28 protein-coding genes, 4 tRNA genes and 1 pseudogene are annotated in these 25,967 nt (G+C 63.1%); 22 read left to right on the top strand and 11 right to left on the bottom strand.

The window, feature by feature from the left end:
- The 3 genes and pseudogenes from A5782_RS23785 to A5782_RS23775 form a co-directional block, all read right to left on the bottom strand.
- A pseudogene (locus tag A5782_RS23785) lies at nucleotides 1-305 on the bottom strand (hypothetical protein); the annotation flags it as partial.
- A gap of 39 nt (nucleotides 306-344) precedes the next feature.
- Nucleotides 345-581: a hypothetical protein gene (locus A5782_RS23780; RefSeq protein WP_156624087.1), complete on the bottom strand. Its 237-nt coding sequence runs from the start codon at nucleotides 579-581 to the stop codon at nucleotides 345-347.
- Nucleotides 582-728: 147 nt separating this feature from the next.
- Nucleotides 729-800, bottom strand: a tRNA-Val gene (locus A5782_RS23775).
- 180 nt (nucleotides 801-980) lie between these two features.
- Between A5782_RS23775 and A5782_RS23770 the strand changes: the two genes are divergently transcribed.
- The 7 genes from A5782_RS23770 to A5782_RS23735 all read left to right on the top strand — a co-directional run bounded on the left by A5782_RS23770 (nucleotide 981) and on the right by A5782_RS23735 (nucleotide 7,556).
- A tRNA-Gly gene (locus tag A5782_RS23770) sits at nucleotides 981-1,053 on the top strand.
- Between the two features lie 28 nt (nucleotides 1,054-1,081).
- Nucleotides 1,082-1,155: transfer RNA gene (locus tag A5782_RS23765), tRNA-Cys, on the top strand.
- Nucleotides 1,156-1,171: 16 nt separating this feature from the next.
- A tRNA-Val gene (locus tag A5782_RS23760) sits at nucleotides 1,172-1,246 on the top strand.
- A 507-nt stretch (nucleotides 1,247-1,753) separates the two neighbouring features.
- A complete protein-coding gene (locus tag A5782_RS23750) occupies nucleotides 1,754-2,782 on the top strand; it encodes a hypothetical protein (RefSeq protein ID WP_067104665.1) in 1,029 nt (342 codons plus the stop codon).
- 154 nt (nucleotides 2,783-2,936) lie between these two features.
- Entirely contained in the window at nucleotides 2,937-3,374 is a 438-nt protein-coding gene (locus A5782_RS23745) for a hypothetical protein (protein WP_067104663.1), read from the top strand.
- A gap of 147 nt (nucleotides 3,375-3,521) precedes the next feature.
- Nucleotides 3,522-4,892 carry a HEPN domain-containing protein gene (locus tag A5782_RS23740; RefSeq protein ID WP_067104661.1) on the top strand — a complete coding sequence of 457 codons (1,371 nt, stop codon included), beginning with the start codon at nucleotides 3,522-3,524 and terminating at the stop codon, nucleotides 4,890-4,892.
- A gap of 714 nt (nucleotides 4,893-5,606) precedes the next feature.
- Nucleotides 5,607-7,556, top strand: a complete 1,950-nt coding sequence (locus tag A5782_RS23735; RefSeq protein WP_156624086.1) for a hypothetical protein — start codon at nucleotides 5,607-5,609, stop codon at nucleotides 7,554-7,556.
- 729 nt (nucleotides 7,557-8,285) lie between these two features.
- Here A5782_RS23735 and A5782_RS23725 read toward each other — a convergent pair.
- Together A5782_RS23725 and A5782_RS26590 are read right to left on the bottom strand one after the other, a co-directional pair.
- Nucleotides 8,286-8,468 carry a hypothetical protein gene (locus A5782_RS23725; RefSeq protein ID WP_067104655.1) on the bottom strand — a complete coding sequence of 61 codons (183 nt, stop codon included), beginning with the start codon at nucleotides 8,466-8,468 and terminating at the stop codon, nucleotides 8,286-8,288.
- Between the two features lie 15 nt (nucleotides 8,469-8,483).
- A complete protein-coding gene (locus A5782_RS26590) occupies nucleotides 8,484-8,990 on the bottom strand; it encodes a formate dehydrogenase (RefSeq protein ID WP_067104653.1) in 507 nt (168 codons plus the stop codon).
- A gap of 686 nt (nucleotides 8,991-9,676) precedes the next feature.
- On the opposite strand from A5782_RS26590, the gene A5782_RS23710 reads away from it, so the two are divergent.
- The 3 genes from A5782_RS23710 to A5782_RS23695 all read left to right on the top strand — a co-directional run bounded on the left by A5782_RS23710 (nucleotide 9,677) and on the right by A5782_RS23695 (nucleotide 13,608).
- The gene (locus tag A5782_RS23710; RefSeq protein ID WP_067104649.1) at nucleotides 9,677-11,446 is read left to right on the top strand and encodes an alpha/beta hydrolase; all 1,770 of its coding nucleotides are present in this window, start codon (nucleotides 9,677-9,679) and stop codon (nucleotides 11,444-11,446) included.
- A gap of 163 nt (nucleotides 11,447-11,609) precedes the next feature.
- Nucleotides 11,610-12,101: a hypothetical protein gene (locus tag A5782_RS25855; protein WP_082943068.1), complete on the top strand. Its 492-nt coding sequence runs from the start codon at nucleotides 11,610-11,612 to the stop codon at nucleotides 12,099-12,101.
- A 1,219-nt stretch (nucleotides 12,102-13,320) separates the two neighbouring features.
- Entirely contained in the window at nucleotides 13,321-13,608 is a 288-nt protein-coding gene (locus A5782_RS23695; protein WP_067104645.1) for a hypothetical protein, read from the top strand.
- 101 nt (nucleotides 13,609-13,709) lie between these two features.
- Here A5782_RS23695 and A5782_RS23690 read toward each other — a convergent pair whose 3' ends face one another.
- Nucleotides 13,710-14,168, bottom strand: a complete 459-nt coding sequence (locus A5782_RS23690) for a universal stress protein (RefSeq protein ID WP_067104643.1) — start codon at nucleotides 14,166-14,168, stop codon at nucleotides 13,710-13,712.
- 170 nt (nucleotides 14,169-14,338) lie between these two features.
- On the opposite strand from A5782_RS23690, the gene A5782_RS27365 reads away from it, so the two are divergent.
- Nucleotides 14,339-14,638: a hypothetical protein gene (locus A5782_RS27365; protein ID WP_067104641.1), complete on the top strand. Its 300-nt coding sequence runs from the start codon at nucleotides 14,339-14,341 to the stop codon at nucleotides 14,636-14,638.
- A 169-nt stretch (nucleotides 14,639-14,807) separates the two neighbouring features.
- Nucleotides 14,808-15,329: a hypothetical protein gene (locus tag A5782_RS23680; protein ID WP_067104639.1), complete on the top strand. Its 522-nt coding sequence runs from the start codon at nucleotides 14,808-14,810 to the stop codon at nucleotides 15,327-15,329.
- A 357-nt stretch (nucleotides 15,330-15,686) separates the two neighbouring features.
- On the opposite strand, the gene A5782_RS23675 is transcribed toward A5782_RS23680, so the two are convergent.
- Nucleotides 15,687-16,187, bottom strand: a complete 501-nt coding sequence (locus tag A5782_RS23675) for a hypothetical protein (RefSeq protein ID WP_067104638.1) — start codon at nucleotides 16,185-16,187, stop codon at nucleotides 15,687-15,689.
- Between the two features lie 121 nt (nucleotides 16,188-16,308).
- Nucleotides 16,309-16,500 carry a hypothetical protein gene (locus A5782_RS26345; RefSeq protein WP_156624084.1) on the bottom strand — a complete coding sequence of 64 codons (192 nt, stop codon included), beginning with the start codon at nucleotides 16,498-16,500 and terminating at the stop codon, nucleotides 16,309-16,311.
- Nucleotides 16,501-16,750: 250 nt separating this feature from the next.
- Between A5782_RS26345 and A5782_RS23670 the strand changes: the two genes are divergently transcribed.
- The 3 genes from A5782_RS23670 to A5782_RS23660 all read left to right on the top strand — a co-directional run bounded on the left by A5782_RS23670 (nucleotide 16,751) and on the right by A5782_RS23660 (nucleotide 17,843).
- On the top strand, nucleotides 16,751-16,969 hold the full coding sequence (locus tag A5782_RS23670; RefSeq protein WP_067104636.1) for a hypothetical protein: 219 nt from the start codon (nucleotides 16,751-16,753) through the stop codon (nucleotides 16,967-16,969).
- Nucleotides 16,970-16,988: 19 nt separating this feature from the next.
- Entirely contained in the window at nucleotides 16,989-17,363 is a 375-nt protein-coding gene (locus tag A5782_RS23665) for a DUF4189 domain-containing protein (protein ID WP_067104693.1), read from the top strand.
- A 114-nt stretch (nucleotides 17,364-17,477) separates the two neighbouring features.
- Nucleotides 17,478-17,843 carry a DUF732 domain-containing protein gene (locus A5782_RS23660; protein ID WP_067104634.1) on the top strand — a complete coding sequence of 122 codons (366 nt, stop codon included), beginning with the start codon at nucleotides 17,478-17,480 and terminating at the stop codon, nucleotides 17,841-17,843.
- A 34-nt stretch (nucleotides 17,844-17,877) separates the two neighbouring features.
- Here the strand turns inward: A5782_RS23660 and A5782_RS23655 are convergent, their stop codons facing one another.
- Nucleotides 17,878-18,228, bottom strand: a complete 351-nt coding sequence (locus A5782_RS23655) for a DUF732 domain-containing protein (protein ID WP_369815672.1) — start codon at nucleotides 18,226-18,228, stop codon at nucleotides 17,878-17,880.
- Nucleotides 18,229-18,370: 142 nt separating this feature from the next.
- A complete protein-coding gene (locus A5782_RS23650; protein WP_067104632.1) occupies nucleotides 18,371-19,009 on the bottom strand; it encodes a TetR family transcriptional regulator in 639 nt (212 codons plus the stop codon).
- A gap of 76 nt (nucleotides 19,010-19,085) precedes the next feature.
- Between A5782_RS23650 and A5782_RS23645 the strand changes: the two genes are divergently transcribed.
- The 7 genes from A5782_RS23645 (at nucleotide 19,086) to A5782_RS23615 (ending at nucleotide 24,987) form a co-directional block, all read left to right on the top strand.
- Nucleotides 19,086-19,916, top strand: a complete 831-nt coding sequence (locus A5782_RS23645; RefSeq protein ID WP_067104630.1) for a mycofactocin-coupled SDR family oxidoreductase — start codon at nucleotides 19,086-19,088, stop codon at nucleotides 19,914-19,916.
- Nucleotides 19,917-19,923: 7 nt separating this feature from the next.
- Complete coding sequence (locus A5782_RS23640; RefSeq protein WP_067104628.1) at nucleotides 19,924-20,745, top strand: mycofactocin-coupled SDR family oxidoreductase; 822 nt, start codon at nucleotides 19,924-19,926, stop codon at nucleotides 20,743-20,745.
- 7 nt (nucleotides 20,746-20,752) lie between these two features.
- Nucleotides 20,753-21,562, top strand: a complete 810-nt coding sequence (locus tag A5782_RS23635) for a carboxymuconolactone decarboxylase family protein (RefSeq protein ID WP_067104626.1) — start codon at nucleotides 20,753-20,755, stop codon at nucleotides 21,560-21,562.
- Between the two features lie 16 nt (nucleotides 21,563-21,578).
- Nucleotides 21,579-23,042, top strand: a complete 1,464-nt coding sequence (locus tag A5782_RS23630) for an aldehyde dehydrogenase (RefSeq protein ID WP_067104624.1) — start codon at nucleotides 21,579-21,581, stop codon at nucleotides 23,040-23,042.
- Between the two features lie 85 nt (nucleotides 23,043-23,127).
- Nucleotides 23,128-23,340, top strand: coding sequence for a hypothetical protein (locus A5782_RS23625; RefSeq protein WP_067104688.1), 213 nt, complete (start codon nucleotides 23,128-23,130; stop codon nucleotides 23,338-23,340).
- Between the two features lie 44 nt (nucleotides 23,341-23,384).
- Complete coding sequence (locus tag A5782_RS23620; protein WP_067104622.1) at nucleotides 23,385-24,017, top strand: hypothetical protein; 633 nt, start codon at nucleotides 23,385-23,387, stop codon at nucleotides 24,015-24,017.
- 43 nt (nucleotides 24,018-24,060) lie between these two features.
- Nucleotides 24,061-24,987: a cation diffusion facilitator family transporter gene (locus tag A5782_RS23615; protein WP_067104620.1), complete on the top strand. Its 927-nt coding sequence runs from the start codon at nucleotides 24,061-24,063 to the stop codon at nucleotides 24,985-24,987.
- On the opposite strand, the gene A5782_RS23610 is transcribed toward A5782_RS23615, so the two are convergent.
- Nucleotides 24,976-25,950, bottom strand: a complete 975-nt coding sequence (locus A5782_RS23610; protein WP_067104618.1) for an alpha/beta fold hydrolase — start codon at nucleotides 25,948-25,950, stop codon at nucleotides 24,976-24,978. The two genes, A5782_RS23615 and A5782_RS23610, sit on opposite strands and share 12 nt — an antisense overlap.
- Between the last annotated feature and the right edge of the window lie 17 nt (nucleotides 25,951-25,967).

The raw sequence follows: 25,967 nt of genomic DNA, 5'->3' as shown, positions 1-25,967 counted from the left end.
GTGATGCGACACGTGCTGAGCCCGGTGCTGCGGGTTTGCCGCCTCGACGTCCCCGAACAGATCGCGGTCGGCTCGAGTCGCTTGATGGTGAGGTGGTGCGTCCACGCCGGGATCACGCCGAACCACCAGAACCGCGCCGATCCCCGGGTACCGACCTCGATCTGTTCGGGGACGTCGAGGCGGTAAACCCGCAGCACCGGGCTCAGCACGTGGCGCATCAGCTCGGGCTTGCGCGCCAACGCGGACGCCGTCTGGGCCGAAATCGGCAGCTGGGTAGTTAGGGTTACCTTACTCATGCAGTTCATGGTGGCTTAGCCGGTGCGATCAGGCAAGAGTTCGGGCTCTCATCCCGGTGGTTCCGGATCCGTCGGGTTCGGCGCCTGGGCCGGCCGGGACGGTGCGGGCGGCGGAGCGGCCGACGGGGGGCAGTCCGGCATGAAGATCCACACCGACGACCACTTGGCCGTGATTTTGTTGCATGCCGCCGGGGTCACGGGTGAGGCACCGGCCGCTGAAATCAGCGCCGCGATCAATCCGGTCACCAGCGTCGGAAGGAGGATGCGGGAGACGAGAGTCAACATGATCCCCTCCGCAACTCGGAGCCCGTAGTGAGCGAGCGCGACCTGCAGAAAAGGCTACGGCAGAGGCCACTGCATTGCAGCGCGAGACGTGGGCGACGCGCGAATGCCAGGGGCGAGGCCAACCATTCATTGACCTGCATTGAACTGTGGTCCCGGCTGGGATCGAACCAGCGACCTTCCGCGTGTGAAGCGGACGCTCTCCCACTGAGCCACGGGACCGGCGCCGAGACGGCGAACGACGTCGAAGACTAGCACGCGCCAGCCCCGACAATACCGGCCGCACAGTGCGGTTGGTCGACGCGATAGCCTGGACACGGCTCGTACCAAGAAATTTGTATGTGCCCGCTCACGTGGACTATCGTCGTGCTTCGCACCGGGCGACGATCTCGTCCGAGGCGCGCGGATGTAGCGCAGTTGGTAGCGCATCACCTTGCCAAGGTGAGGGTCGCGGGTTCGAATCCCGTCATCCGCTCGAAGGTGCAAGTGGCGTGGACCCCAACGGTGGAGTGGCCGAGTGGTGAGGCAACGGCCTGCAAAGCCGTGCACACGGGTTCGATTCCCGTCTCCACCTCCAAGCTTTTGGTTTCCCGGCGCGATTAGCTCAGCGGGAGAGCGCTTCCCTGACACGGAAGAGGTCACTGGTTCAATCCCAGTATCGCGCACCAGCTCGATACCAGGTCAAGTAGGGTTTCGCAGATCCGTACACGACCGCATGGGCCAGATATGGGCCAGTCGATTACGGCGCTAGCACTTCACCAGAGAGGTAGCTAGCCATGCCCCCGACGACGACTCAATCCGACTTTTACGAACTCGAGTCCGCGGCCGAGGAGCCGCTTCGCTGCCAGACCGACCAGACGGTGGAATGCGACAGGCCAGCTGAGTGGCTCGCGATTCGGCACCAGCCGTGCGGCCACAAGCTGCTGTGCGACGACCACCTTCGGCGATGGCTGCTCATCGTAGTGGAAAGGGCCCAGCAGGGGTACGCGCCCACATGTTCGGTCTGTCACCAGTGGTTCCGCGAGCTTGACGATCTCGCTCGTTTCGTCAGGTTGTGAGGTGGCCATCGGTACCGTTGCGGGGCGCTGGCCGCAGACTCTCCCCCCGTTTCGAAACGGCCGCCGACGCTGATCACCTGAGTGAACCGTGACCATCGCGCGAAGTAGGCTGTCGCGGTGGTGATGGGCATCGAGCGGGTTCGGGAGCTGACCGACCGAGCACTCGACGAGTTTGAAGCTACTGAATCCGTAGCCGCTCTGGTTCGCCAGGGGCACCGCATCTCGGTCCTGCGCCACGACTTCGCCGCTCAGGTGTGGTTCACGATTCAGCAAGCCGATGTCGCAGGGGCCCACAGAAACTCCCTACCGGCCGACACCGATCGCCTCAACGACCTGCGCGGAAAACTTATTGCACTCCTTGGCGAGGACGAAGGATCGCGCGAGTACGTCCGTCAAGCGACACGGTGGGAAGCCTCGCGCACATATGAGGGCACACTGCACGCCAGCTCTGTGGAGCAGGTAGAAACGACGCTCGCGCAGATTGAGCGAACGTACGCCGAGCTGAACTCATTACCGCCGCGCGATCGCGACGCGTACCAGGCGAAGTTGATCCCGCAGATCGGTGGATTGAAGAATGTGCTAGCCAAGATCCGCCAAGCAGTCCACGATTACCTCGTTGCAACCGAAGAAGAGTTGGAGAGCGGTCGAGCCGACTCGAAGTTCTTCGACCAGGTCTATGGCCGCATCAACTCGCTCCTATCTAAATACGCGCCCGAGGCAGCGGTGAACTTCGTAGCGGCACAAGAGCGTGTGTCGTCCAACGATGACGAGGCCATCTCACACGCCCTCACGTCGTGCAGACGAATGATCAAATCATTGGCCGACTCGCTGTACCCAGCGACCAACGAAGAGATCGTCGGAACAGACGGCGTTCCTCGCAAAATGACCGACGACGCTTATAAGAATCGCCTCCTGAAGTTCGTGCAGGACAACATCGGCAAGCACAAAAGTGGCGCAGTACTCCAGGCCGTCATCGGCGACCTCGGTAATCGCCTGGGTGCGCTAGATGCCCTGGCGAGTAAGGGAGTGCACGCCAAACCCACGCTCGAAGAAGCCCACACCTGCGTGTTGCAGACATACTTACTCGCCGGCGATCTACTTGCGATCGCAGAGGGAACGTCGATACACCTGCGCGACAGCGAGTAGGTAATCACGGGGCTTTGAGCGACCCCGTTCCGCCCCCGGCCGCCGGCCACCGATACGGTCCTGCGACCTCGACGTCTGTGCGCGCTCCGGATTCGAAGCGACCGGCTCATGCTAAATATGGGTACACCAATCACGCTCGAATCGAAGGACTCACATGGCTAAGAATTGGGTGCGCGTCAGGAGGGTCGGCACACCAAAGCTCTCGAAGACCTCGACTCCTAGCGAGAAGAACATCAATATCGGCTTCGAAGTCGCCCCCAAGCCACCCGGGAAGTGGTTCGCGCTCTTCCATGAGAAGGTCGGTCCCGGACGCGACATTTCGGGTCAAATAGACACATCCGGACCGTCGGGCGCCAATTACAGCGGCTACGTATCCTCCTCCAAGGATGGAATTGGTGACACGATCGCCAAGCTCGACGAGATTATCGCGGATACGAACAACAGATACGAAGCGTCCCAGGAAACAGCGGCGGCGAGGGAAACCGCGAACCAAGAACGTGCTGAAGCGCAACGGCAGAAGCGCATCGAGGAGCAGAACGAGCTAGACGCTCTCGCGGAGAAGTTCGCCAAGCCGCTTTACCAGCCTGATTAGGTGCGAACCCTGCGCCGCCCCAGGACCAAATGATTTCTGTCGGAAACTGCCGGCGACGCGTCTACATCTGAAAGTTCCAGACTTGTACACACTCCGAGCCCGCAGTCCCTCGCTTTTCTTGGGTGTTCGAGCGATAGCGAGGGAGATATGGCTGAGGCACTGAGCGCCGGCGGCGATTTCTGGAAGGCTGACGAACCCGACCATCGCGTGCGCGGCCGTTTCGCGGCCGAGCTGGGCGAGAAGCCGGAAGTGACTCTTACCGACAATCTGGTGCCTGACCCGCGGGTCTCGGTCAGACATGACCCATCCAGGAATGTGACGACGATTTCGCACTCGGCGGAAGCCAAGCGGTCTGTCGCGTCGTTCCGCGCGATCACTGTGCACGGCCAGCTCGATTCCGGCGAGGCAGTGACAATAATCGGCTCCCAGAACTACGGTGGATCTGGGTCCAGGCCACGTTACCGCGGTACGGCCGCCGTGGTCGGCGCCCAAGTGCCCAACGATCAGCTATATAGCAGTGTGCGGTTCCGGTTGGACAACCCATATTGGTTGGCGCACTTGGATGATGGCGATTCGAGCACGGTAGACGACGATGCATCCACCTTGACCGTCGAGGCGTCCGACGACGGCAATTGGCTGGTGTATAAGTCCTCGACTCCGATAACGCTGCGGCAAATGGAGATTCGGGTGGTGTCTGGCTGTTTGGCACTGCTGCAGCTAGCGATCTATCCGGATCCAGATGAGGGTCGAGTCGCGCGCGAGACGCAAGTACGCATCAATTCGGCCAGTCCGTGGTTGCAGGTTTACGGGGCGGCATTCTGCGCGGAACCGGCGGGACCAGTTCACGAACCGCTACTGTTGCGCAATGAATTGACCGTCGAACGGTTCAGTAAGTGGGTCGCACTGCACAGCCGACTTGATGGTCTTTCCTGGGTTGTGGCGCGCCCATCTTCTGGCTCGGTCCAGATGAGTGTTCTCGCGTTCGCCCCGCTGATTGAGGGGTTTCACCGCCGGCTGCCTGGTTATGAGCAGGCGAAGTTCCCGGGTGTCGCTAAGTGCGCTTTGAAGCGCGTATTGCAAGCCGCCCGCAAGGCCGCGGCTGCTCAAGCGGCGGTCGAAGGACTCGACCCGAGTCGGGTTGAGCAAGCGGCGGACTTTTACCGCGATGTGAGCTTTCTGCAACGTGCCGATGCAATCGTCGCTGAGGTGACCAGTGTCATACCCGAAGTAGCTGAATTCACACCAGGGTTGCCTCGGCGAATAACGAAGGCACGCAATGCTTTAGCGCATCACTTGACCAAGGACGACGACATACCGATTGAGACACGCGCCCTAAATTGGCTGGTCGTCGCCAACACCACCGCATGGTTGCTCCGTATCCTTTTGCTGCTTCGCGTAGGTGTCGAGCCTGAAGTACTCCGCGAGCGAGTCCTGCAGTTCGGTCGATTCAGGTTTTTTCTCGCCAACACCGAGCAGCACGTCAGGGAACTCGGCTGGGAACTCCCCCCATCGGAATAGCCGCCGCCTTTTGCCGCCCAGTTGCCAAGATAGCCAGCGCGGCGCTGGCGCACTTTGGGCGGTCTACACCGGCTTTACACCGGCATTGGCGGCACGCTGCCCGAGGGCTTCCAAGAGGTTGTCACCAATCCGCGCAATGATGCTGCGCACCGTGGTATGTCGCTAACGCCTGAGCGGTCGGCAGCCGCGATCAACACCACGACCGCATTGCTCGCCAGCACAACTCCAATCGTCATGTAGAGGACTTTGGGAACGGATCGTCCTACCCGGCGTCCAAGCTACCGATCGGGTCGCCCCTACTCTCCGGGGGCGACCCGAGTCACACACTCCCTATTCGGAAGCCCAATCCAGGCGTAGCGTTTTCGCTGTTCGACAGCGCGAACGGGGAGAACTGACGATTTTGACCGTCAATCACAGTGGTACGGGTCCGGCATGAGGGACGACTTCCCCAAGAAGGTGAAGGACATCCTCGCTCGACGGGTGGGGTTTCGGTGCAGCAACCCCGACTGTCGCGCGCTCACGTCTGGTCCGGCAGAGCTGCCAGACGGGGTCCTGAATAAGGGCGTCGCCGCACACATCACGGCAGCCTCCCCAAGAGGCCCGAGATATGATTCCCAGCTGACACGGCAACAACGGTCATCAGTCGAGAACGGTATCTGGCTGTGTCAAGACGATGCGAAACTGGTCGACGACGACCGCACTCGGTATAACGAAGTGGTTCTGCGGCAGTGGAAAGCCGAGGCCGAGGAACGCGCCAGGCACATGGTAACTGCCGGCTTGGGTTCGCTCAGCGTGCCGCTTGATTTAGCCATCCCCACCACAGACGCGCTCGATTCACTCCTGTCGTTCGCGAACACGCGCGTCCAATGTGTCGGCCGCGCTGATGAACTCAACGAGCTGAATGCATTCCTCGATGCCGAGATGCCGTTTTCGTGGTGGCTCTGGACCGGGCCCGCCGGCATCGGCAAGAGCCGCCTTGCAGTTGAGCTTTGCAGGTTGGCATCACCTGCCTGGCACGCTGGTTTCCTCGGCGAGGAGTACGAATCTGAACTTGACGATGTGGTAACTATGCGGCCAACGCTACTTATCGTCGATTATGCGTCAGAGCGCAGCACCTGGTTGTCGGAGGTACTCGTCCGCTTTAGCCGGCGGAAGACAGGTTCGAAAGTTCGGGTTCTGATTCTCGAGCGTCAAGCGGCGGGACTTTGGTGGGAAACGGTGCAGCGGCATCACCGCATGTCCGAGTCATCGCAAGTAGCAGCCACAATGTATGCATTTCCCCATGAACTTGGCGGCGTCAGCCGTGACGATGCTCGGGAACTGATCAAAATCACCGCGAGTGAGCTCGGGCACCAAGACCTTACGACAACCCAAATTGAGGATATTGCGGACAAAGCGCAGAGCATGGACCCTGGCGGCGGCCCTCTGTTCATTCAGATAGCGACTATGGATTGGCTCGACGCTCACGGGGCAAGCGGCGGCCGCGACGAGGCGATTCGGCGATTGCTTGACCGTTCGCAAACCGGGTTGAACTTACGCCTTGAAGACCCCTCGCTGGTACCGCTTGTGCGAAATGTCCAGATATTTGCGACTGTTCTGGGAGGACTGAGCGTAGAGGAATATGCCGAACTTGCACAAGTCTCGGAGATTCCAAATGGTCTGCTACCAAACGTGTTTCGGAGTCTTGGTTCGGTAAGTCTGGACGATCTTCTCGATGGCGTCCGACCTGACATCCTCGGGGAGCTTCTTGTCCTCGATCAGCTTGGCGCGTCTGAGACGGCGCGGCATGCGTCAATGTCGCTGTTGCACTACGCCTGTCTCGCGAAACCTGATGCCTACCAGGGCTTCTTGGCACGCGCAGCGGCCGACCATACTGAGCATCCGCGGCTCATCGACCTATTGGAGGCGACTATTTACGATGAGTCGCCCCTCATCAGTATCGAGCTTGGGGTGTCAATAATTGCGCTGCTCGGGCGCAGTAACCATGAGGCAGTCAATTGGGTCTTCGAACGACTTCAGGCTGTCCAACATGCCGAGGGGCAAGACGCTACTGCTCGACTCTTGACCAGTGCGCGCTACTCGCACGCGAATCTTGTCCTGAGAGAAAACAACACACAGCGGGCATGCGAACTTTACACAGACGCACTCACGCACTGCGATCCTGCTTGGCCGGAATACGGCTCCATCCTAAACAACCGAGGCATCAGTTTCCTTCAGCTCGATCGATCGCAAGATGCGGTCGCCGACTTTACTGCCGTCATCGACTCGACCACCGCCTCAGATGAGGCCCGCGCCTGCGCTCTCAACAACCGCGCGGACGTGCTTTTCGACGCTGATGACGTAAGAGGCGCAATCGCCGACCGATCGGCAGTCCTAGCACTTGACGACACTACATACAACCGGCGATACATCGCATTAACCCGTCGGGCAGACGCGCGGCGCCAGCTCGGCGACAACGCCGGTGCTTACACCGACATCGAGACCATCCTGGCGACTCATGACATCGCCGTCGAACAGAAGATGGCTGCCAGACTCAAGCGTGCTCAGTGGCACATCGGAGCCGGCGAGATGGCGGCAGCACAACCGGACCTTGACGCTATCGTCACATCGCGCCGAAACTTTCCTGAGGTCGTCGAGACGGCACGACGACTTCGCCAACCCTAAATCATGGCCAGCGCCGACCGCGGACCCAAGAAGCAATACCGCGCATCGCGAGACCACGTCCCGCAGACCCAAGCCTTTTACCCACACCCGCGCGGCGTTTGCGTAGCGGTTTAGCGCGCCAACGTGGGGGCGTATTGCTAGCGTGCCACCCCGGGTCGACGATCGTTGTGGATGATCCGCGGCTTTCGGGTCCAGGTTTAGTGGGGTTCCCGCCGCCGGACGCGATCACCGCGCGGAATGCCTGCTGGGGTCACCACGTCATCGGGCCACACCCGCACGTAGCGCACCTGCGTCGGCTTCCACGGCACACTGAAGTGCCGCAGTGAATGGCCATGTAGGACCGTGTTCGGCACGACCACTGGGCGGCCTGCCTCCAAGGCTTCCAGCAGGTGCCTCGGTCGACGATAGTGCGGCGGGGCCGGCTCATGCTCGCAGATCACGCCAGGCTGACCGAAGTGACCCCCGCGCACCAGTGAGAGTGGTGTGTATTCGATACACTGGAACACGTTGCGCGCCAAGGCTTTTCGCCGAAGCCAGCTTCCGCTACCGTCGATCTCGATAACCAAATTGATAAGCCCCGAACCCGTCCGGCTCTCGGTTGAAAATGTGGATTTCGGAATTACTCGGAAGGGCCACTCCTCGGTCGCGGCACCAGTCAACGGTGCCTTTCACGGTCGGCGGGATGCCTGACTCCGACAGCCGCTCCCGCAAGAGCGCCGATGAGACCCGCTAACGCAGCGTCGATTGACACAGCAAGCTCTTGCGGCGGCGATCGGTCAACCACCCTTCGGCGTCGATCCCGGCCGCGAATGTCTCGGGAGCCTTGTACAACCGGTCGTCGGGTCCCACGTAGCCGGCTTGATACCACCCGGACGGCTGGTCGTCCGGGTGGTCTTTCGCTGCGGTTTGCATAGCGCCCGTGTTTTGTCAGCCCGCCTCGTCCTGGACGCCTGCGACGTGATCGGTGACGCTCGGATGTAGATGCCGCAATAACTCCTCACCAGAGAACTGCATGAGGTCCGCCTCCTCCAGGAAACCGGAGTGCGCGTCTGAAGATTCGTAAACCAACCGGATGTCCTTCGCTGCGCTGGATTCGCGGACCGCCTTCTGCTTCTTTAGACGCATCAGTTCCGGACGCATCTTCTTCCGCTGCGAGGGCGGGACCAGCGCACCACGGTTGAAGGCCATGATACCGAGGTTCTTCGCAACCTCCCGGACCTGACGAGTCTTTAACCCGTAGCGCCAAGCGATTTGCGAGATCGTGTACCACCCCTGTGGCATCCGCCAGACCCAGCCCCCGATGGTAACCACTGTCAACACACCCGCTAAGGTCGCTTCAGGGCGAAACTGCTTTGCGGAGAACATGATCGCCAAGATCCCGAGTACCAACGTGGCGCCGAGAACCGACACCAAGAAAATGAGAGTCGGGGTCAAGGTCGCCTCCTCCTTGCGTTCCGTCGCGAGTAGCGGTTCAACGGTCTCAGAACGATTGACTGTGCATACCGCGACACGCCGTAGCGCTCCGTTGTTTGCTGGCCGGTCATACAATCACCAATCCGCAAGTACGGTTCCCGACGGGTATTTGGTCTGACGTGGTGTCGGCGCGCTTGGCGCGGGTGTGGCTCGGGTGGGTTACTCACCGTCGTGGCCACGTCATGCACCCATGCCAACGAGGGAGGGTCATCCCGTGCGGGTGGTTGACGCCAGGCATGCCAAGAGTCTTACTAGGCCGCGTCCGTCAGATCCACCAGGCAGATCGCCGCGGGATAGATTATGCCGAGCGCGAACGGATCTCAGCGCGGTAGTGGATCTGGTTGCACTGAAACATACTGCCAGCGTGGGGATTTGCCATAATCTCTAAGTCACAGCGGCGGACGATGTTCACCGCAATCTTGGAGTTCAGAACGGCTGCATGGCCTTGGGAAACCCGGGTGCTGACAACGAGGCGGATGCCGAAGATGTCGTCGATGCCGCCCAACGTGTTCGGGTCATTCCGCGACCTTGTCTGTGAATTGACGGCCACATGAGCGGTAGTAGGGTTGCACCAGCTCAGAAGGGGTGGCGATGTCTGTTGAGGCTGGTCGAACGCGGATCGGCAGCCGCGGACAGCTGGTGGCGCGATGCAGCTCAAGTACATAAGCATCCCGGCGTTGCTCGCCTTCGCCGGCGGTGACCCGTGGGTGATCAATCGAAGTTTGCAGGCGGGCAGCCCGGCGCAGATTTCCAGCCTGGCGAATGCATTTCATGCCGCGGGCCGCTCCACTGCTGAAGCCGACACAACGTTCGCCCAAGCCCGCTCCCGCTTCGACGCTGCCTGGAATCATCAGGACGGCGATCATCCGATCAACGACTCCGCTGAAGTGCAGCGGGTGACGAAATCCCTTGGGGCGCAGTCCGTGCAACTGCCCAAAATCGGTGCGGACCTGGAAAACATCGCCGCATCATTGGCCGAGGCACAGAGGACCGCGGCCGGCCAGATCGGCACGCTGGAAGCGCAGCTGAAGGGGCTCGACGACATGATTGCCGAGGCCGTCGAGCTAGAAAACGAGCATCCCAACCTCAGCGCGGCCGACCGAGATGCGCTCAACGCCTACATCAACTCACTCGAAGACGACGCCATTCGCGACACGAAGGCCGCGCTCGGCCAGCTGCAAGCAACACGTGATGGCTACTCGAACACGCTGCAGAACGCGCTGGGAACCCTAAAGAGTGACGGATACGACCCCGCAGGTATCAGGGCGCAAGACGGCCCACTGTCGCCCGCACCCCCGCTGCCGGACGACCCCAACAAGTTTGGGCAAGTATGGAACTCGCTCACCCAAGAGCAAAAAGACGCGGAATACGACCGCGATCATTTTATCGGTAACCACGGGGGCATGCCGTTCACTGACCGCGACCATTACAACCGGATCCACCTTCCTGAGCTGCAACAAGCCAATCAAGCGGATTTGGACCGCCTGCGCGCCGAGCACCCCGATTGGGCCAATGGAAGGACGCCTTTCACCAAGACGAACGAGTTTCTGGACTGGCGACGGCAATGGGACGCCGCCAATCGGGCACGCGATGGGTATGCGGATGTGACGAAGTCACTGGGGGCGCCGCCAAGCCAAGTTGCGCCAGGGGGAAAGGTTGACCCACGCAATCCGCCCAAGTATCTCGGGATCATTGACGACAAAGGCCACGCTGCGATCTCCATCAACAATCCCGATACCGCCAATCGCGACGCCACATTCGTGCCCGGAACGGGTCAGGATACGACACGGTTCAGCGGCAGCCAAGACAAATCTCTGCGGATGTATCAGGCCGCGAGGGACGCCGACGGCAGGCTTGCGCCCGGCGACGTGTCGGTGACGACCTGGATGGGTTATGACCGCCCGATGAATCTCGGTGAAGCGGCGTCAACCAGCTACGCCCACAACGGAGCTGGCGCATTAGACGACTTCCAAGCCGGATTGCGCGCGTCTCACAACGACGCGTTGACTGGCGGGCCATCGATCAACACGGTCATCGGGCATAGCTACGGCTCGACTGAGGTCGGGGCAGCGGCGCTGGGCGGTCACCACCTCGACGCCAACAATGTCGTCGCGGTAGGCAGTCCCGGCGTGCTCACCGGACACGCCAGCGACCTCAACCTCGACCCCGGCGCCCACGTGTACGCGACGCGAGCACAACACGACATCATCAGCGTCGCAACCGGATGGACACTCGGCCCAGACCCGACCGGAGCAGATTTCGGCGCTACGACGTTCGAGGCAGCACCCGGACCCAGCTGGCCCTTCGGGCTTCCCTCGGTAGCAGCACACAGCAGCTATTGGGACAGTGGGAACCCCGCGCTCGATAACATGGGGCGCATTATCGCCGGACGCACCGATGTGACACCACCGAAATGACACCAGAATGATGACGAAGATAAAAACTCGCGAATTACTCCACGCGTTCGCTGTTCTGTTGACAGCGGGTGTCCTTGCCGCGTGCTCATCGACCACATCAACCAAGCACCCAGGGCCGGGGTCATCAGCCCCGTCCGGCGCGACAATCATCCCAGGAGGCCCCATGGAACCCACACCCGTTGCGCCGTCACCGAAGATCCCGAGAAGCCAACAAGAGGCCCAGGACTCGGTGCTTCGGTACCTACAGAAAACAGTCGACGGGTTACCGCCAGGCACCGTCCTCGACACCAGCGACACCATCGGCGGCAGCAACCTCGGGTGCGACGACAACTACACTGGGCCCGGCCCCGGCCCCACCGAATTCTCGTTGTTCGCCAAGGTGATCGGGCCCGCCGGAACGAAGTCCGCAGATCTCGTCGCGCACGCCGGACAGGTTTGGCGAAGCTGGGGTATCACGGTGATGGAGCGCGACGGATTTGAAAAGCCGAACCAATTCGGTTACCTCCCAGACGGATACCACATACAAATCAAGGCGGCATATCCCGCCGACTATCCACCGACCATCGTCGCAACGTCACCATGCTTTCCCGGTGACCTACGTCAAGATGGCCTACCGGTTCCCAAGGTGATTCGCCAAAGTCCACCTGGAAGCTAGTTGTTGCGCAAGACAACGGGTCAATCTCGCATCACCAGCATCGTAGGTGGTCACTCAGCTCACCCCTCGCCAGCCGGAACGACGCGGTCATCCGGCGATACAGGCACGGATCGCACTCCTCACTCAAACGGCAGCCGTACTCGCGACGCTGACGGATCCTGTTCGTGGTCGCGATCCGACAAAGCCAAAGTGAGCTGAGATCGCCACACCGCAACCGGCATGATGGCGGCAAGCGGCTCCGCAGCCGTATTTTTACCAGACCGTATTAGACCGATTCCGCCGCGCAGGAAGCGATCTCGACGCTAAATTTCTTCTCCTGAGCAATGCAAAGGAGCGAGCCTCCCCTGACTCGAGCCATCGCGATCCCGTCGCGCATGTGCAGCCCGCCGAGCCCGACGTGTCCGGGGACTCTCACGCTCCGGGACGTCCGGATTCACCTGTCGGACCAACCGAGCCACCGCCTGCTCGAGCAAGCGAACCTCAGCGCTCAGCTTCAACTTGTTCGGCACAGAACGCGCCTTCTCGTACCGCTCAGAAAGTTCGGCTTTTCGGTGGGGATGCCCACGCGTTTCCCATAGCCTCGCGGCTGCTCGGGGTTTTTCCGCTGTTGCTGCGGAAAGCGCCGCGGGGGATCTCCGGGCGGGCGTACGCTCTGCAGACTATGACCAGGGGAAAGAAGGTTTTGTTTGCGCTGCTGCTCGCGTTCGCCGTCTCAACGACGTCGGTGAGCTGCGTACCTATCGTGAGCATCCCCACGTGCCCCGCGGGCGGCTCCTTCGTCGGCTGCTGATCACCTGCGCTGGTCGCACGAGCAGCGACCAGCTGGGTCAAAACGACCGCCATGGTCGGGTTCTACGCGACTAGGTGGTCAGTCCCTAGGTGCAGGCGGTGATTATCGGATCTGGCGAGCACGTGCAAGCCGGTGCCATGGAGCCGGCGACGACGATGACGAGGGCGGCGAGGATTCGACGTAGCATCATTGGCCCGATTCGTGGTAGCGGCACTGTTTTACGCATGTCTAGGCTACTGGCCCTTGAGCTTTTTGGGTAGAACAGGCCCGACCTCTTCAGCTACGTGTCACGTTCTTGGGCTCGATCCCAAGTCGTCCGCTTTCATTGCGACCGTGGGAGCCACTTCTAGCGATACGTTGACCGTGTCAGCACAAGTGGAGTAGTGCACTACTCGTGCCCGCGCCCGGGATCGCGGAAACGATCTAGTCATGAAATCCAACCTCGCACCGCCGGCCGGGGCAACCGTGGTCGACGAATGGGTCAACGTCGGGGCAGCCTTCAGGGTGTTCGACGGCCCGGAGTGGAGTATCAACCACGCCGGCCATGGGCTGCCAGGGGCCGATATCGTGGTCTCCGTCGTCGGGCGGCAATACGTTGACGGGCACGCTGAGTGCCACGTCGTCATTGACTGTCCCGATACCCCGATCATCGCGCCAGCCGAAGCCCGGAAGCTGGGCCGGGCGTTGATTGCCGCGGCCGACGCCGCTCACGGATGACTTTGCGCCCCATGCCCGGCCAAACGTAGCTTCGGCATGATCGGGTCCAGCCGAACAATCCCGTTGGCAAGGGGCGAGTCGATCCGATCCGTGACGATGCCTCAGTCGCTGGTGTGGACGATCAACACGTCGGTCTTGGCCCGGCGGGATACGGCGGATGGGACCGATCCCAGCAACCGGCCGGCGACGCTGTTGAGTCCGACGTTGCCGACGACCAGCAGGTCGGCACGGACGTCCTCGGCAAGCTGCACCAGCGCGTTGATGGGAGCACCGACGATCGACTTCTCCTCCACGTTCTTGGCTCCGGCTTGGTGCGCCCGCTCCGTGGCGTCCCGCAGGATCGCGTAAAAGGGGGCCTGGCCCACCGTCCGGTAGTCCTGACCGTGGTCGCTCCCGGGCGGGATGGCGTAGCGGCCGCGTTCCTCGGGGACGGCGAGATGCGCCGTCGCAACAATCAATTTCGCGCCGTGATCCGCGGCGATCGCGGCTGCGCGCCCCACCGCACGCAGCGACGAGTCCGAGCCATCGGTGCCGACCACGACGGTCTGATAGGCGCTCATTTCTCATGCAGTGTAAGGCCGCCGGCGGCTCGTTGGAGTGAAAATCGAGTGGAGTCGGTCCGCCGCCCGGGGTACCAGCCGGACCGTCATGCACCGTCGAGAGCCTGGTTCGCGGTGGCTTCTTCAGATTGGTCATTGGTTAAATCGGGCGAACACGGAATAATGCCCGCATGCGTCTCATCTACGCCGCTGCGACGGTCGGCATCGCCATTGCTGTGCCGATGGGTGCGCCGTCGGCTCACGCTGACACTGGCGTCAATGGTTACGTTCAGTGCATAGGGGGCGATGCGAAGCCCCCACCACCGGGAGTAGCCGCAGAGAATTGGTTTCCCAGCCTTCATGTGATCGATAACGACATCGGTTCTGCCGTGCCCTCGGACCAAGTCGTTCAAAGATTGATCAATATGGGGGTCAAGCCGGACGACGCCGCCACCCGAGTGCGGTGTTATCTGGCCAACTTGCCGCACTAGCGCAAACACCCCGGCCAAATCACCGTCAAGCACTTGCCCATTTTCTGAAATACGTTATACACCAATGCTTTTCATTGGTTCTCGCATTCTGGAAAACGGTGCGTCGCGTCGCGAATTCGCCGCGAACTCCCCCATGCGCTATCTTCGCGCAGTGACCAGACCTCTTGGCATGAGCGCTCTCGCAGCGACGCTGGCGTTAACAGCGTGTCTGGCTGCGCCCCACGGCGCCGCCGACCCGTCACCCCAACAGTCACCTTTCCCAACCGGAAAAGCCGGTACCAGTATTCATGTCACGGAGTACAGCACCGCGACCGCCGACGTCACGCTCAACAGCGCGACCTGGGTCTCGTCCGGTTGCTCCGGCGGCCGGGGTTGCAACGTCATCGAACTGACCATCGCCGGCAAGTCCAACGCGCCCTTCAACTACAGCCAGGCCTCCGTAACCGCGGCCTCTTCTCCGTGGAGGCAAGACCCGAACCGGGAAGTCCAGGGCGGCTCGTCCATGGTCGACTACCAGAAGATCAACAAGACGCCACCCCTGCGCTCGGGCAGCGTCACCAACGGCCAAACCGCCCACGGGTTTATCGCCTATGACGGCACCATCAACCAAGGCGACGTTTACATCGAGTTCAGCGATCCCGATGCCCCGGCGGCACCGACCCCGTTAGCGGGCTGGAAGGTCCACACCTGAGAAGGGCTGTATACAGCACTTCCCCACGGCCACGCCGATGCACCCCACCCGACGTCTCGTCACCACGATCATTACCGCCATCGCGTTGATGTTCGCGGCTGCTGCATAGGTCTGCGCGCCGCCAGCGTCGGCCGACCCGGTATGTGGTGCGCCCGGAGCGCCGCCGTGCGCGGGTCCCAGCCCGTTGACACCCGAGCAGCAGTGCGCGTTCATCGCGTGGCGGTCGATGATGCCGTGCAACTGGCTCGGAGTGCAGGTCCCCGCTGGCACGCCGGGGAGTTGGGATAACCCGCCGGCGCCACCGCCAGCGCCGCCGCAACCGTGAACCTGAGTATTTATCGTTCGGGCGTAGCTGACTCACACACGCTCGGCCGTCATATCCATGTCGATCGTGCCTTGGCACGCACCGCTCAAGATGTCGGTGTGCATGACGCCGGCAAGCGTCCCGTCGGGTTGGGGCGTGTAGTGCACCTCGGCTCGGGCCGGATTCCATTGGATCGTGGTGTCGGGCATCATGCAGTCCCATTGAAAGTCGTTGACCTGCGACCAGGACTTTCCATCCCAGGTGAACTGAACCGGCTGGGGAACGGTCGGGTTGGTGGGCGGAGGGCCACTGATGATCGTGGCGACGCACTTTCCGTTCGTACAGTTCGAGCGCAACCCATAGGTTTCGGTGTGCTGCACCTCCGGATTGCCGACCGCCATGCTGGTCCCGGCCTTTGGACCAACCATGAAGGTGATCGCGTATTGACCATTCCAGGACGGATTGTCGGCGAAGGCCGTCGGGGGAAGCGACACCGCAATTGCCAGCGGCGCGGCGGATAAACCGACGAAGCATTTCAGACGGTGTGGAGTCATCTTTCCCCCTCCGGGTTCCGTACCCCTTCAATAGTCATATGCCGAACCGCCGCCCGACAAGGTCCCGGGCGATAAACCGAATCCCGCTGAAGCGGGTTCGCCGGCTCACGTGCTCCGCGCCTTACCAACCCCACTCGTCATCGTCGAGAACATCCACGGTGACAGCGCTGTCGGCGGCGCCCTTCGTCCCGTAGGTGAAGGTCAGCAGGGTGCGGTCGTCGTCAAGGGGTTCGGTCGCAACGACGGTAGCGTGCCCGACCTTCATGCGGATCCTGTCTCCGGGCTTCAATTCGTCGACACGTTTAAGGGTCACGCTCAACCCATCAGCACCAGCGAATTGCCGATGCCGCAGACACTTTGGCGATTCATCGCCCTCCTTCACGGCCGGTAATGAGTCTCCCGGCCTGAAAGCACCCTTCGCGGGACTTACTCACGCGGTCGCCCGGACTTTCCAGATCATCAATCGGCTGACCTGAGAATTTTGCGCGGCCCAGCGGCGGGTTGCAATATACCCCCGCGGCCGAATTGTCACGTGGCCCGTCGCCCGGAGCACAATGTGTGGCGTGAGTTGGACGAGGTACACGGGCAAGGCACTCGCGGACATCACCCTGGACGGCGATGCACTGCATGCCGAGCTCGAAGACCGCATCCGCGTGGACAATCCGCACCTGACTGACGTCCGCCTGGAGCAGGCAACCGTGACCGAGGCCTACGACGCCGCACCATCCACGCGGTGGTACGACGTCACCTACCTGGCTGAAGACCCGGAGGACAATCCCTAGCATGCAAAGGAGCGGGCCGGTGCGGTCAATCATTGCCGTCGTCGTTGCGGTTGGTTGCGCGATCGTCGCGCTGCCGGCGCCGACAGCCTCCGCCGAGGATGACTTCGTTGCCCTGGCCGTGTCCGTCGGCAGCGGACGCGCCGCCGGCTGGGGCACCGGCGGCAGTCAGGACCAGGCAAATCAACTCGCACTCGCGCACTGCACCGCCGAAGCCGGTGATGTCTGTGAAGTGGTGGCCGGCACGCGCAACGGCTGCGCATCGGTGGCGTTCGACCGCGTCTCCGGCCGGTTCCAAGGCGGTTCGGGCCCCGACAGCACCGCATCCACGTCGGATGCGCTGGCCAAGCTGGGTTCACCCAACGGGCGGATCAAGGCCACCCACTGCTCGTCCTGAGATTCGGTATCGACGCACCAGCTCCGCGGCAAGAAGGACACCGCGATGTCGACTATCGTTCATTGAAGTCATCCTTGACCGCACGCCGATTGGCCCGCGCACAGAGGGGAGGCTATGAGTCCGATGAAGGTTGGGAAGCGGCCGGCCGTCTGCGCGATTGTCCTGTCCGCTGCCGCGCTTGCCTGCCCAGCGCCGGCCTGCGCGGACGACACCGACGATGCCTTCATCGCCGGCCTATCCAGGGGCGGAATCACCATGCCCGACAACGATAATGCGATAGCAATAGCCCACACGGTGTGCACGAGCATCGATACCAACCCGAACGTATCGATGCTGGCGATCCAGCTGACGAAGCAAACCGGCCTGTCGCCGAGACAGTCCGGCTACTTCATCGGCCTGTCGGTAGCCACGTACTGCCCGCAATACAAAGACGATGTCGACCCCTCGCTTGGCTGGCTGGTGCCACCCCCGCTTATGTGACTGCAATTACTGCAGCACAAGGGATTCGTATCACTCAGCAGTGCGTGCCCCAGCATTGCTGGAGTGGGCAATAGGTCGAATGCGCGAGACTCACCATCGATCCGACGTCCCCGAACGTCACGTTCCTCGAATCCAACGTTTGGTGAATGCTCTGGGCAATCTGGTCATACTTCCAACCCCACCCGATGTCGTCGCAAATCAGGCGCCCCATCCCGGTGAGCGCGGCGTCATGGTCGGGCGGCCAACTGAAGCCGGCGGTGCGCAGTTGAGCCAGGTACGCGTCATCGAGGGGGTCGGCGGTGGCAACCGCGGCGCTGGCAATGAGAGCCGCGCCCGCCATAACGGGGATGGCCAATGCGGCCAGCCGGCGAGGTGAGAGCATCATGCGCTTCCTTTCTTCTGAGCGTTCACGATGCCGTCGACCCATGGCGGCATGAAGACGAACAATAGGGACAGCCGGGAAAAAGCGGCTTATGAGAGGTTGAATAATTGGATTTTCGGCCCGTTGACAGGCGTGGGACGTCGCCTCAGCCCTGCGCTGCGCCGGCCGAACCATTCTCATATGCCGTGGTCAGCCAGAACACGGTGCGCTCGATACCCGGCACGATGTCGGTGACGTGGATCTCCCCCTGAGCGAATCGGGTAAGAAGTCCGTAGACGACGCCGGTGAGGATGAGCTCGAGGTCTTTGGCGAATCCCGGCTCCGCTTGCGCCAGAACGGCTTTGGCGACGGGGACGACGGCATCGACACCGCGCTGAATGAGACGCTTTCCGCCGGGCCCCGATCGCGCCTGGAAGTAGGAGCGCAGCATCAATGGATGCCCTTCCCACGGCTCGAAGATGGTCCTCATCACGTGCATCAGGTCTACATAGATTGACTCGCCGGGTAGATCGTCGATCAGCGAGGGCAGGCGCGCATAGCGATTGGCGTCCATCCAGCCGTCCAGGGCCGCGACGATAAGTTCGTCGCGGGTGCGATACCGCTTATAGATGGTCGCCAGGGACACGCGTGCCCGCCGCGCCACCTCGCGCAGCTGAACTGCCTCGTAGCCCTCGCTATCGAGCATCTCGACCACGATGTCCAGGATCGGATCCGCCCGCCGGCCGGGGGCGCCGTCCCCGGTCGCCGCATCCAGTTCGGCCCCTTTTGACTTCACAGTAACCATGTTACTGTGCGCAGGTGAGTAACGGCGTTACTCTGCCCTGATCTGGGCTGATGAACAAGAATCGAGGAACAGCGCCGTGGGTTCAATAGATGGCAAAGTCGCCTTCATCACCGGGGTGGCCCGCGGCCAGGGTCGCAGCCACGCGGTGCGGCTCGCGCGGGAGGGCGCCAACATCATCGGCATCGACATCTGCGCCGACATCCCCGCCAATGGCTATCCGATGGCCTCCCACGAGGAACTGGACCAGACGGTGGAGCTGGTCGAAGCGGCCGGCGGCAAGATGCTGGGCACGGTCGCCGATGTGCGCGACTTCGTGCAAGTGAAGTCCGCGATGGACGCCGGCGTCCAGCATTTCGGGCGCCTCGACATCGTGTTGGCCAACGCCGGGATAGCGCCGTTGGCGTTTCGCCAGTTGAGCATTGAGGAGGAGCTGGCGCAGTGGCGCGCGGTCACCAGCGTCAACCTCGACGGGGCCTATCACACGGCGTGGGCGGCCGTGCCGCATCTGCTGTCCGGTAACCGCGGCGGGGTCATCATCTTCACCAGCTCGACGGCCGGCATCAAGGGCTTCGGTGGCCTGCAAGGCGGCGGCCTGGGCTACGCGGCGTCCAAACACGGGATCGTCGGACTGATGCGTACCCTAGCCAATGCCCTTGCACCGCTGAGCATTCGGGTGAACACCGTGCACCCCACCGCGGTGAACACGATGATGGCGACCAATGACGACATGACCGAATTCCTGGAGAAGAATCCCGGCGCGGGACCCCATCTGCAGAACCCGATGCCTGTCGGAATGATCGAACCCGAAGACGTCAGCGCCGCCATCGCCTACCTGGTCTCCGACGAGGCGAAGTACGTCACCGGCGTGACCTTCCCCGTCGACGCGGGCTTCTGCAACAAGGTTTGATACGCCAATGACGACGAACAACACGACGGGCCGGGTCACGGGCAAACGGGTCTTGATCACCGGGGCCGCACGCGGCATGGGACGCTCGCACGCGGTGCGGCTGGCCGAAGAGGGTGCCGACTGCATCCTGGTCGACATCTGCTCCACCCCAGAGGGTTTGGAATATCCCCTGGCCACCGAAGACGACCTGAACGAGACTGCGCAACTGGTCGAGAAACACGGCCGTCGGGCAGTTCCGAAAGTCGTCGACGTGCGCGACGAGGCCGCGATGAAATCGGCGGTCGACGCGGCCGTCGACGAACTCGGCGGACTCGACGGCGCCGTCGCCAACGCCGGCGTGCTCACCGTCGGCACCTGGGACACCACCACCGCCGAGCAGTGGCGGCTGGTCCTCGACGTCAACCTCATCGGCGCGTGGAACACGTGCGCGGCCGCACTCCCCCACCTGGTCGCCCAGGGCGGTGGGAGCCTGGTCAACATCAGCTCATCGGCCGGCATCAAGGGCACTCCGCTGCATGTCCCCTACACGGCTTCCAAGCACGGCATCGTGGGGATGACCCTGGCGCTGGCCAATGAGCTTGCTGCACAGAACATTCGGGTCAACACCGTGCACCCCACCGGCGTGGCCACCGGAATGGCACCGCCGAGCATGCACACCCTGATCGCCGAGCAGCGGCCCGACCTGGTGCCCCTGTTTCTCAACGCGCTCCCCGCGCCGCTGATCGAAGCCTCCGACGTGAGTAACGCGGTGCTCTACCTCATGTCCGATGAATCCCGGTATGTCACGGGACTCGAACTGAAAGTCGACGCCGGTGTCACCATCCGATAAGGCTCCGATGAGCGACGGTGCGCGACATGACCGCGGGGTGCGCACCTTCGCCGAGGTGATGACGATCGACCCGCCCGAGGGCGACAGCCCATATGCGGGCGGGCTGATCGACTTCGTCTTCGGCGAGGTCTGGTCGCGACCGGGGCTCAGCCGCCGCGATCGACGCTTCGTCACCCTGGCCTGTGTCGCGGCCGCCGACGCGCAGACCCCCCTCGAGCAGCACGTCTACGCCGCACTCAACAGCGGTGACCTCACCATCACCGAAATGCGGGAAACGGTCTTGCATTTCGCCGTCTACGCGGGCTGGCCGAAGGCGTCCCGGTTCAACATCGCGGTGGACCTGCAATGGGCCAAGATCACCGAGGCGCGCGGTGAGGTGCCCGCCGCCCCGGAACCGTTGCTGCCGCTGGTCACCGCCAGCGACCCTGAGCAGCGGCTGCAAGGGGGCGAGGAATCATTCAAGGAGATCAACTGCCTGCCGTTCGCGCCGATGCGCGACAACCCGTACTCGGGTGCGGGCATTTTGAACTTCGTCTTCGGCGAGATGTGGTTGCGCCCCGGCCTGGGGATGAAGGAACGCCGACTGATCACCGTCGCCTGCGTCGCGTTCCAGGATGCCGAGATTCCGATCATGTCCCACGTTTACGCGGCGCTCAAGAGTGGCGACGTGTCGTTCGAGGAGATGGACGAACTGGCGCTGCAGTTCGCGGCGTACTACGGGTGCGCCAAGGCGGACTACCTCAACCAGGTGATCACAGAACAGAAACAACGGGTGACGGCGGAGAACCAGGCCGATCACGCGCCCGTCGGCTGGTAACGGAGGAAAACTCGGCATGACGGCCACCGCGACCTCACCACCGCTCTCGGGTGCGTTACTCATTGGCGGAGAACGGATCACCGCAGCATCGGGTGGCACCTACCAGCACATCTACCCCGGCACCGGCCGGCTGAACGCGACCATCCCGATGGCGGGTGAGTGTGAGGTCGACAGGGCCGTCGACAGCGCCTACGACGCGCACCGGGAGTGGATTTCCTATCCCGTCGATCGCCGTCGGGATCTGCTGTTCGCGCTGGCCGATGTGGTGCGCGAGCACTTCGCGGAGCTGACCGAGCTCAATGTGCACGATTACGGCGTCCCGGTCGCGGTGGCCGGCAACTCCGTACTGACCGAGCGTTTCCTGCGCTACTACGCCGGTTATGCCGACAAGACGCACGGCGCGAGCACTCCCGTCGCCGGTGCGTTCGACGTCAACCTCGTCGAACGCGAACCGTACGGCGTCGTCGGTGTCATCGCCCCGTGGAACGGGCCGCTGGTGGTCGCCGGCGCGGCAGTGGCGCCCGCGCTGGCGGCGGGAAACGCGGTCATTTTCAAACCCTCGGAGCTCGCGTCGTTGGCGCCCTTGCGTTTTGGTGAACTCTGCATCGAAGCGGGCCTGCCGCCGGGACTGGTGAACGTGTTGCCGGCCGGACCACAAGGCGGTGACGCGCTGGTGCGTCACCCCCGGGTCGGCAAGATCCACTTCACCGGCGGCCAAGCGACCGCGCAGAAGGTGCTGCAAGCCGCATCGCACAATCTCACCCCGGTGACGGCCGAATTGGGCGGCAAATCAGCCTATCTCGTGTTCGCCGACGCCGACCTCGATATGGCCGCGGTCATCGCGGCTCACCAAGGCCCCATCACCCAGGCCGGCCAAAGTTGCGCCTGCGCCTCGCGGATCCTTGTCGAGGCCTCGGTATACGTCAGTTTCGTGGAGAAACTCGTGGCGACCGTGCAGGCGGCGAAGATCGGTGACCCACTGCAACCCGACGTGATGCTCGGCCCCGTCATCACCGAAGCGGCCTCCGACCGCATCCTGGGGGTGATCGACCAGGCGGTGAACGAGAAGGCCGGTGACTTGGTCACCGGCGGGCGGCGACTGGGTGGCGAGCTGGCATCCGGCTATTTCATCGAGCCGACGATCTTCAGCAACGTCGACAACCGTTCGTCGCTGGCACAGACCGAAACCTTCGGCCCGGTGACTTCCGTCATCCCCTTCGGCGACGAGGCCGAGGCGGTCAGGATCGCCAACGATTCCCGCTACGGACTCAATGCCTTCGTGGCGACCACCAACCTGGAACGTGCACACCGGATTGCGCGTGAGCTGCAGGCCGGTTCGGTATGGGTGAACAGGCACAGCGACATCGAACCTCAGGGCCCCTACGGGGGATACAAGCACAGCGGGTTCGGCCGCACCGGCGGCGTCGAAGGCCTCTACGAGTTCCTGCAGGTGAAAAACATTCGCATCGGCATGAGCTGACCTCCGAATTCACCGCTGACGGCATCGATTGACCTGAAATGCTATGCAAAGCAGGTATATCCGCGAGAGGCGTAGAGTCGCGGTCATGAATTTGGTCGAGTGGCTGAGGACCCCCCGCTACTTGCGGACGCGGTTCATGATGGAAACGCGGCCTCTGAACCGCCTGGAGATGGAGATCGTGTTCCTCGAGGTCGCCGGCCGCGACGCGTTGGTCCGCCTCCCCGTGGCGTTCATGATTCTGCCGAAGAGCCCCCGCCCCTGGCGTGACGGCCCGTCCGCTCCGGCGCAGGACAAGTAGAAGGTCCGCGCGCACGAGCGGGTGCTACGGCGGGACCACAGGCGGTGACCATCGACAACCCCTACTGGGACGCCGTCAAAGACTGCGTTGAGACCGACAGCGTCGGCGGCAACGCGGTGGTCGGCTATTTCAGCCTGGACCGCACGGTCGAAGAGAACATGGCCCGCTCGCCGAACCGGCAATTGCTGGTCCGGCGGTACTGCTGGACCGTTCCCGACCCAGAGACCGTGGAGTTCGTGGCCGGCCACGTCGAAGGCGGGCTCGTCGATCCCATCGCGGGCACGGGTTACTGGGCGTACCTGCTGACCCAGCTGGGCGTCGATGTCGTCTGCTACGACCTGAACCCGGGCACCGACCTGCTCACCAACGGCTGGCACGCCGGGGACTTGTACGCCGAGATCGTCGCGAAGGATTGCGCCGCGGCGGCCGCCCTACACCCGCAGCGAACACTTTTCCTTTCCTGGCCGCCCCATGATCAGGATGTCGGCGCGCGAATACTGATGTCTTACACGGGAAATCGTCTGATCTACATCGGCGACGGCCGCGGCGGCGGCACGGGTGATGCCCACATGCACCAGATCCTCGAGACACAGTGGTGCGAAGTCGATTCCCGCCAGCCGGTGCTGTGGTGGGGCCAACGCGACCGGGTGACGGTGTACGAACGCATCCGCCCGTAAGCGTGGGCTTGGGCGTCGCCGCCGAGTCGGGCATGCTGGCGGTATGCACGTGATCAACGGAGTCCGCGACCCGGCGGCAAGTTTTCCCCTCGACACCGCGGCAGATGACGCCGGCGAGCGTCGGCAGGCCAACCGCGCCGTCGCCGTCAGCGCCGTCGGACTGGCGCTGACCGGCCTGGTCGAATTGGTCATCGCGCTGCTGTCCGGCTCGGTAGCCCTGCTGGGCGATGCGCTGCACAACCTGTCGGACGTCTCCACCAGCGCCCTGGTGTTCATCGGCTTCCGTGCCTCGCGCAAGGTTCCCACCGAGCGGTATCCCTACGGCTACGAACGCGCCGAAGACCTCGCCGGTATCGGGGTGGCCCTGGTGATCTGGGGCAGCGCCGTCGTCGCCGGTTTCGAGAGCATCACCAAATTGCTTCGTCACGGCGGCACGACTCATGTGGGCTGGGGCATCGCCGCAGCCCTCGTGGGCGTGGTGGGCAATCAACTGGTGGCCCGCTACAAACTGGTGGTGGGCAGGCGAATTCGATCGGCGACCATGGTCGCCGACGCCAAGCATTCCTGGCTCGACGCGCTGTCGTCGGGCGGCGCGGTGCTCGGGCTGATCGGCGTGGCACTGGGTTGGGGCTGGGCCGACGCGGTCGCCGGGATCGTCGTCACCGGATTCATCTGCCACGTCGGCTGGGAGGTGACCGCCGATATCGCGCATCGCCTGCTCGACGGCGTCGACCCCGACATCATCACCACCGCCGAGGCCGTCGCCGCCTCGGTCCCCGGTGTGACGCATGCGCACGCCCGGGCCAGGTGGACCGGGCGGACCCTGCGCGTCGAGGTGGAGGGGTTCCTGCACGCCGACACTGCGCTGGCGGCCTCGGACCAGATCGGTCGCAGCGTCGCCGCGGCCCTGACGCCACAGATCCCGGAGATGCAGAGCTTCACCTGGACGGCGCGCGCGTCATCCCAATGATTCGCGTTGTGCCGGAAACGATTCGACGACCTTGACCAAGTCGTCGGGGGCTTCCCAATTCAGCAGGTGCCCCGCGTCGGGAACGCTGACCAACCGTGCACCCGCAACGCCGTCGGCGAGCCGGTGCGAATGGCTCACCGGCGTCGTGCGATCCGCGGTGCCGACCATCACCACCGTCGGCACCGTGATCTCGCCCAGCCGCGGGTAGCGGTCTTCGTCGGAGAAGGCGCGCACGATCGGGAGCAACGGCCCGTGTTCGTCCAGGTGCTGGTTGAAGAACTCCATGAACACCGAGATCATCACCGGTGACGGGCGCCTCCCGCATTGCGCGGCGCCGAACAGCATCGCAATGGTTTTGTTGCGCACCAGCCGTTGCAGGATGCCGTGTTCTAGCAGCGGAATCTGCAGTCGGTTCTGCGGTGCCCCGTCCAGGATGCGGCCAGCCCAGGTGGCGAACAGCACCAGTCCGCGCAGCCGCTGCGCCAGCTCGGCGTGGTCGAGGACGGCGCGGATGGTGACGAATCCGCCCATCGAGTGTCCGACGAGCACGCCGTCGTCAACGTCGAAGTGCCGCAGGACCGCTGCCAGGTCGGCCGCCATGGGCCCGGACCCTATCCCGTCCGAACCGAGGGTGGAACGTCCGTGACCGCGCTGATCGAACGCGATGACGCGAAACCCCCGCGCCTGCAACTCATCCCACACGAGGTTCCACTCGATGACTCGAGCGGTGTAGCCGTGGACCAGGATCACGGGCGGCCCCTGACCCGCTACCAACACGCGCAGCACCGTCCCGTCGGGGCGGGTAATCGGGACTTCCTCACCTTGAGGTTCGGCGATCAGCCGTTCGCGGGGAAATGGGTCCGAGTTCCGTTCGATCCGCGCGGCTATCGCCCGGGCGGCGCCCCAACCCAACAATCCGGTCGCACCGAGCGACGCCGCGCCTGCGGCGAGCCGCGCTCTCACCGCGGGCCTGACCGCCC

The organism is Mycobacterium sp. 852002-40037_SCH5390672 (assembly GCF_001665875.1).
Taxonomy (GTDB): domain Bacteria; phylum Actinomycetota; class Actinomycetes; order Mycobacteriales; family Mycobacteriaceae; genus Mycobacterium.
The sequence above is the reverse complement of the archived record's forward strand: the minus strand, read 5'-3'. Positions and strand labels throughout refer to the sequence as shown.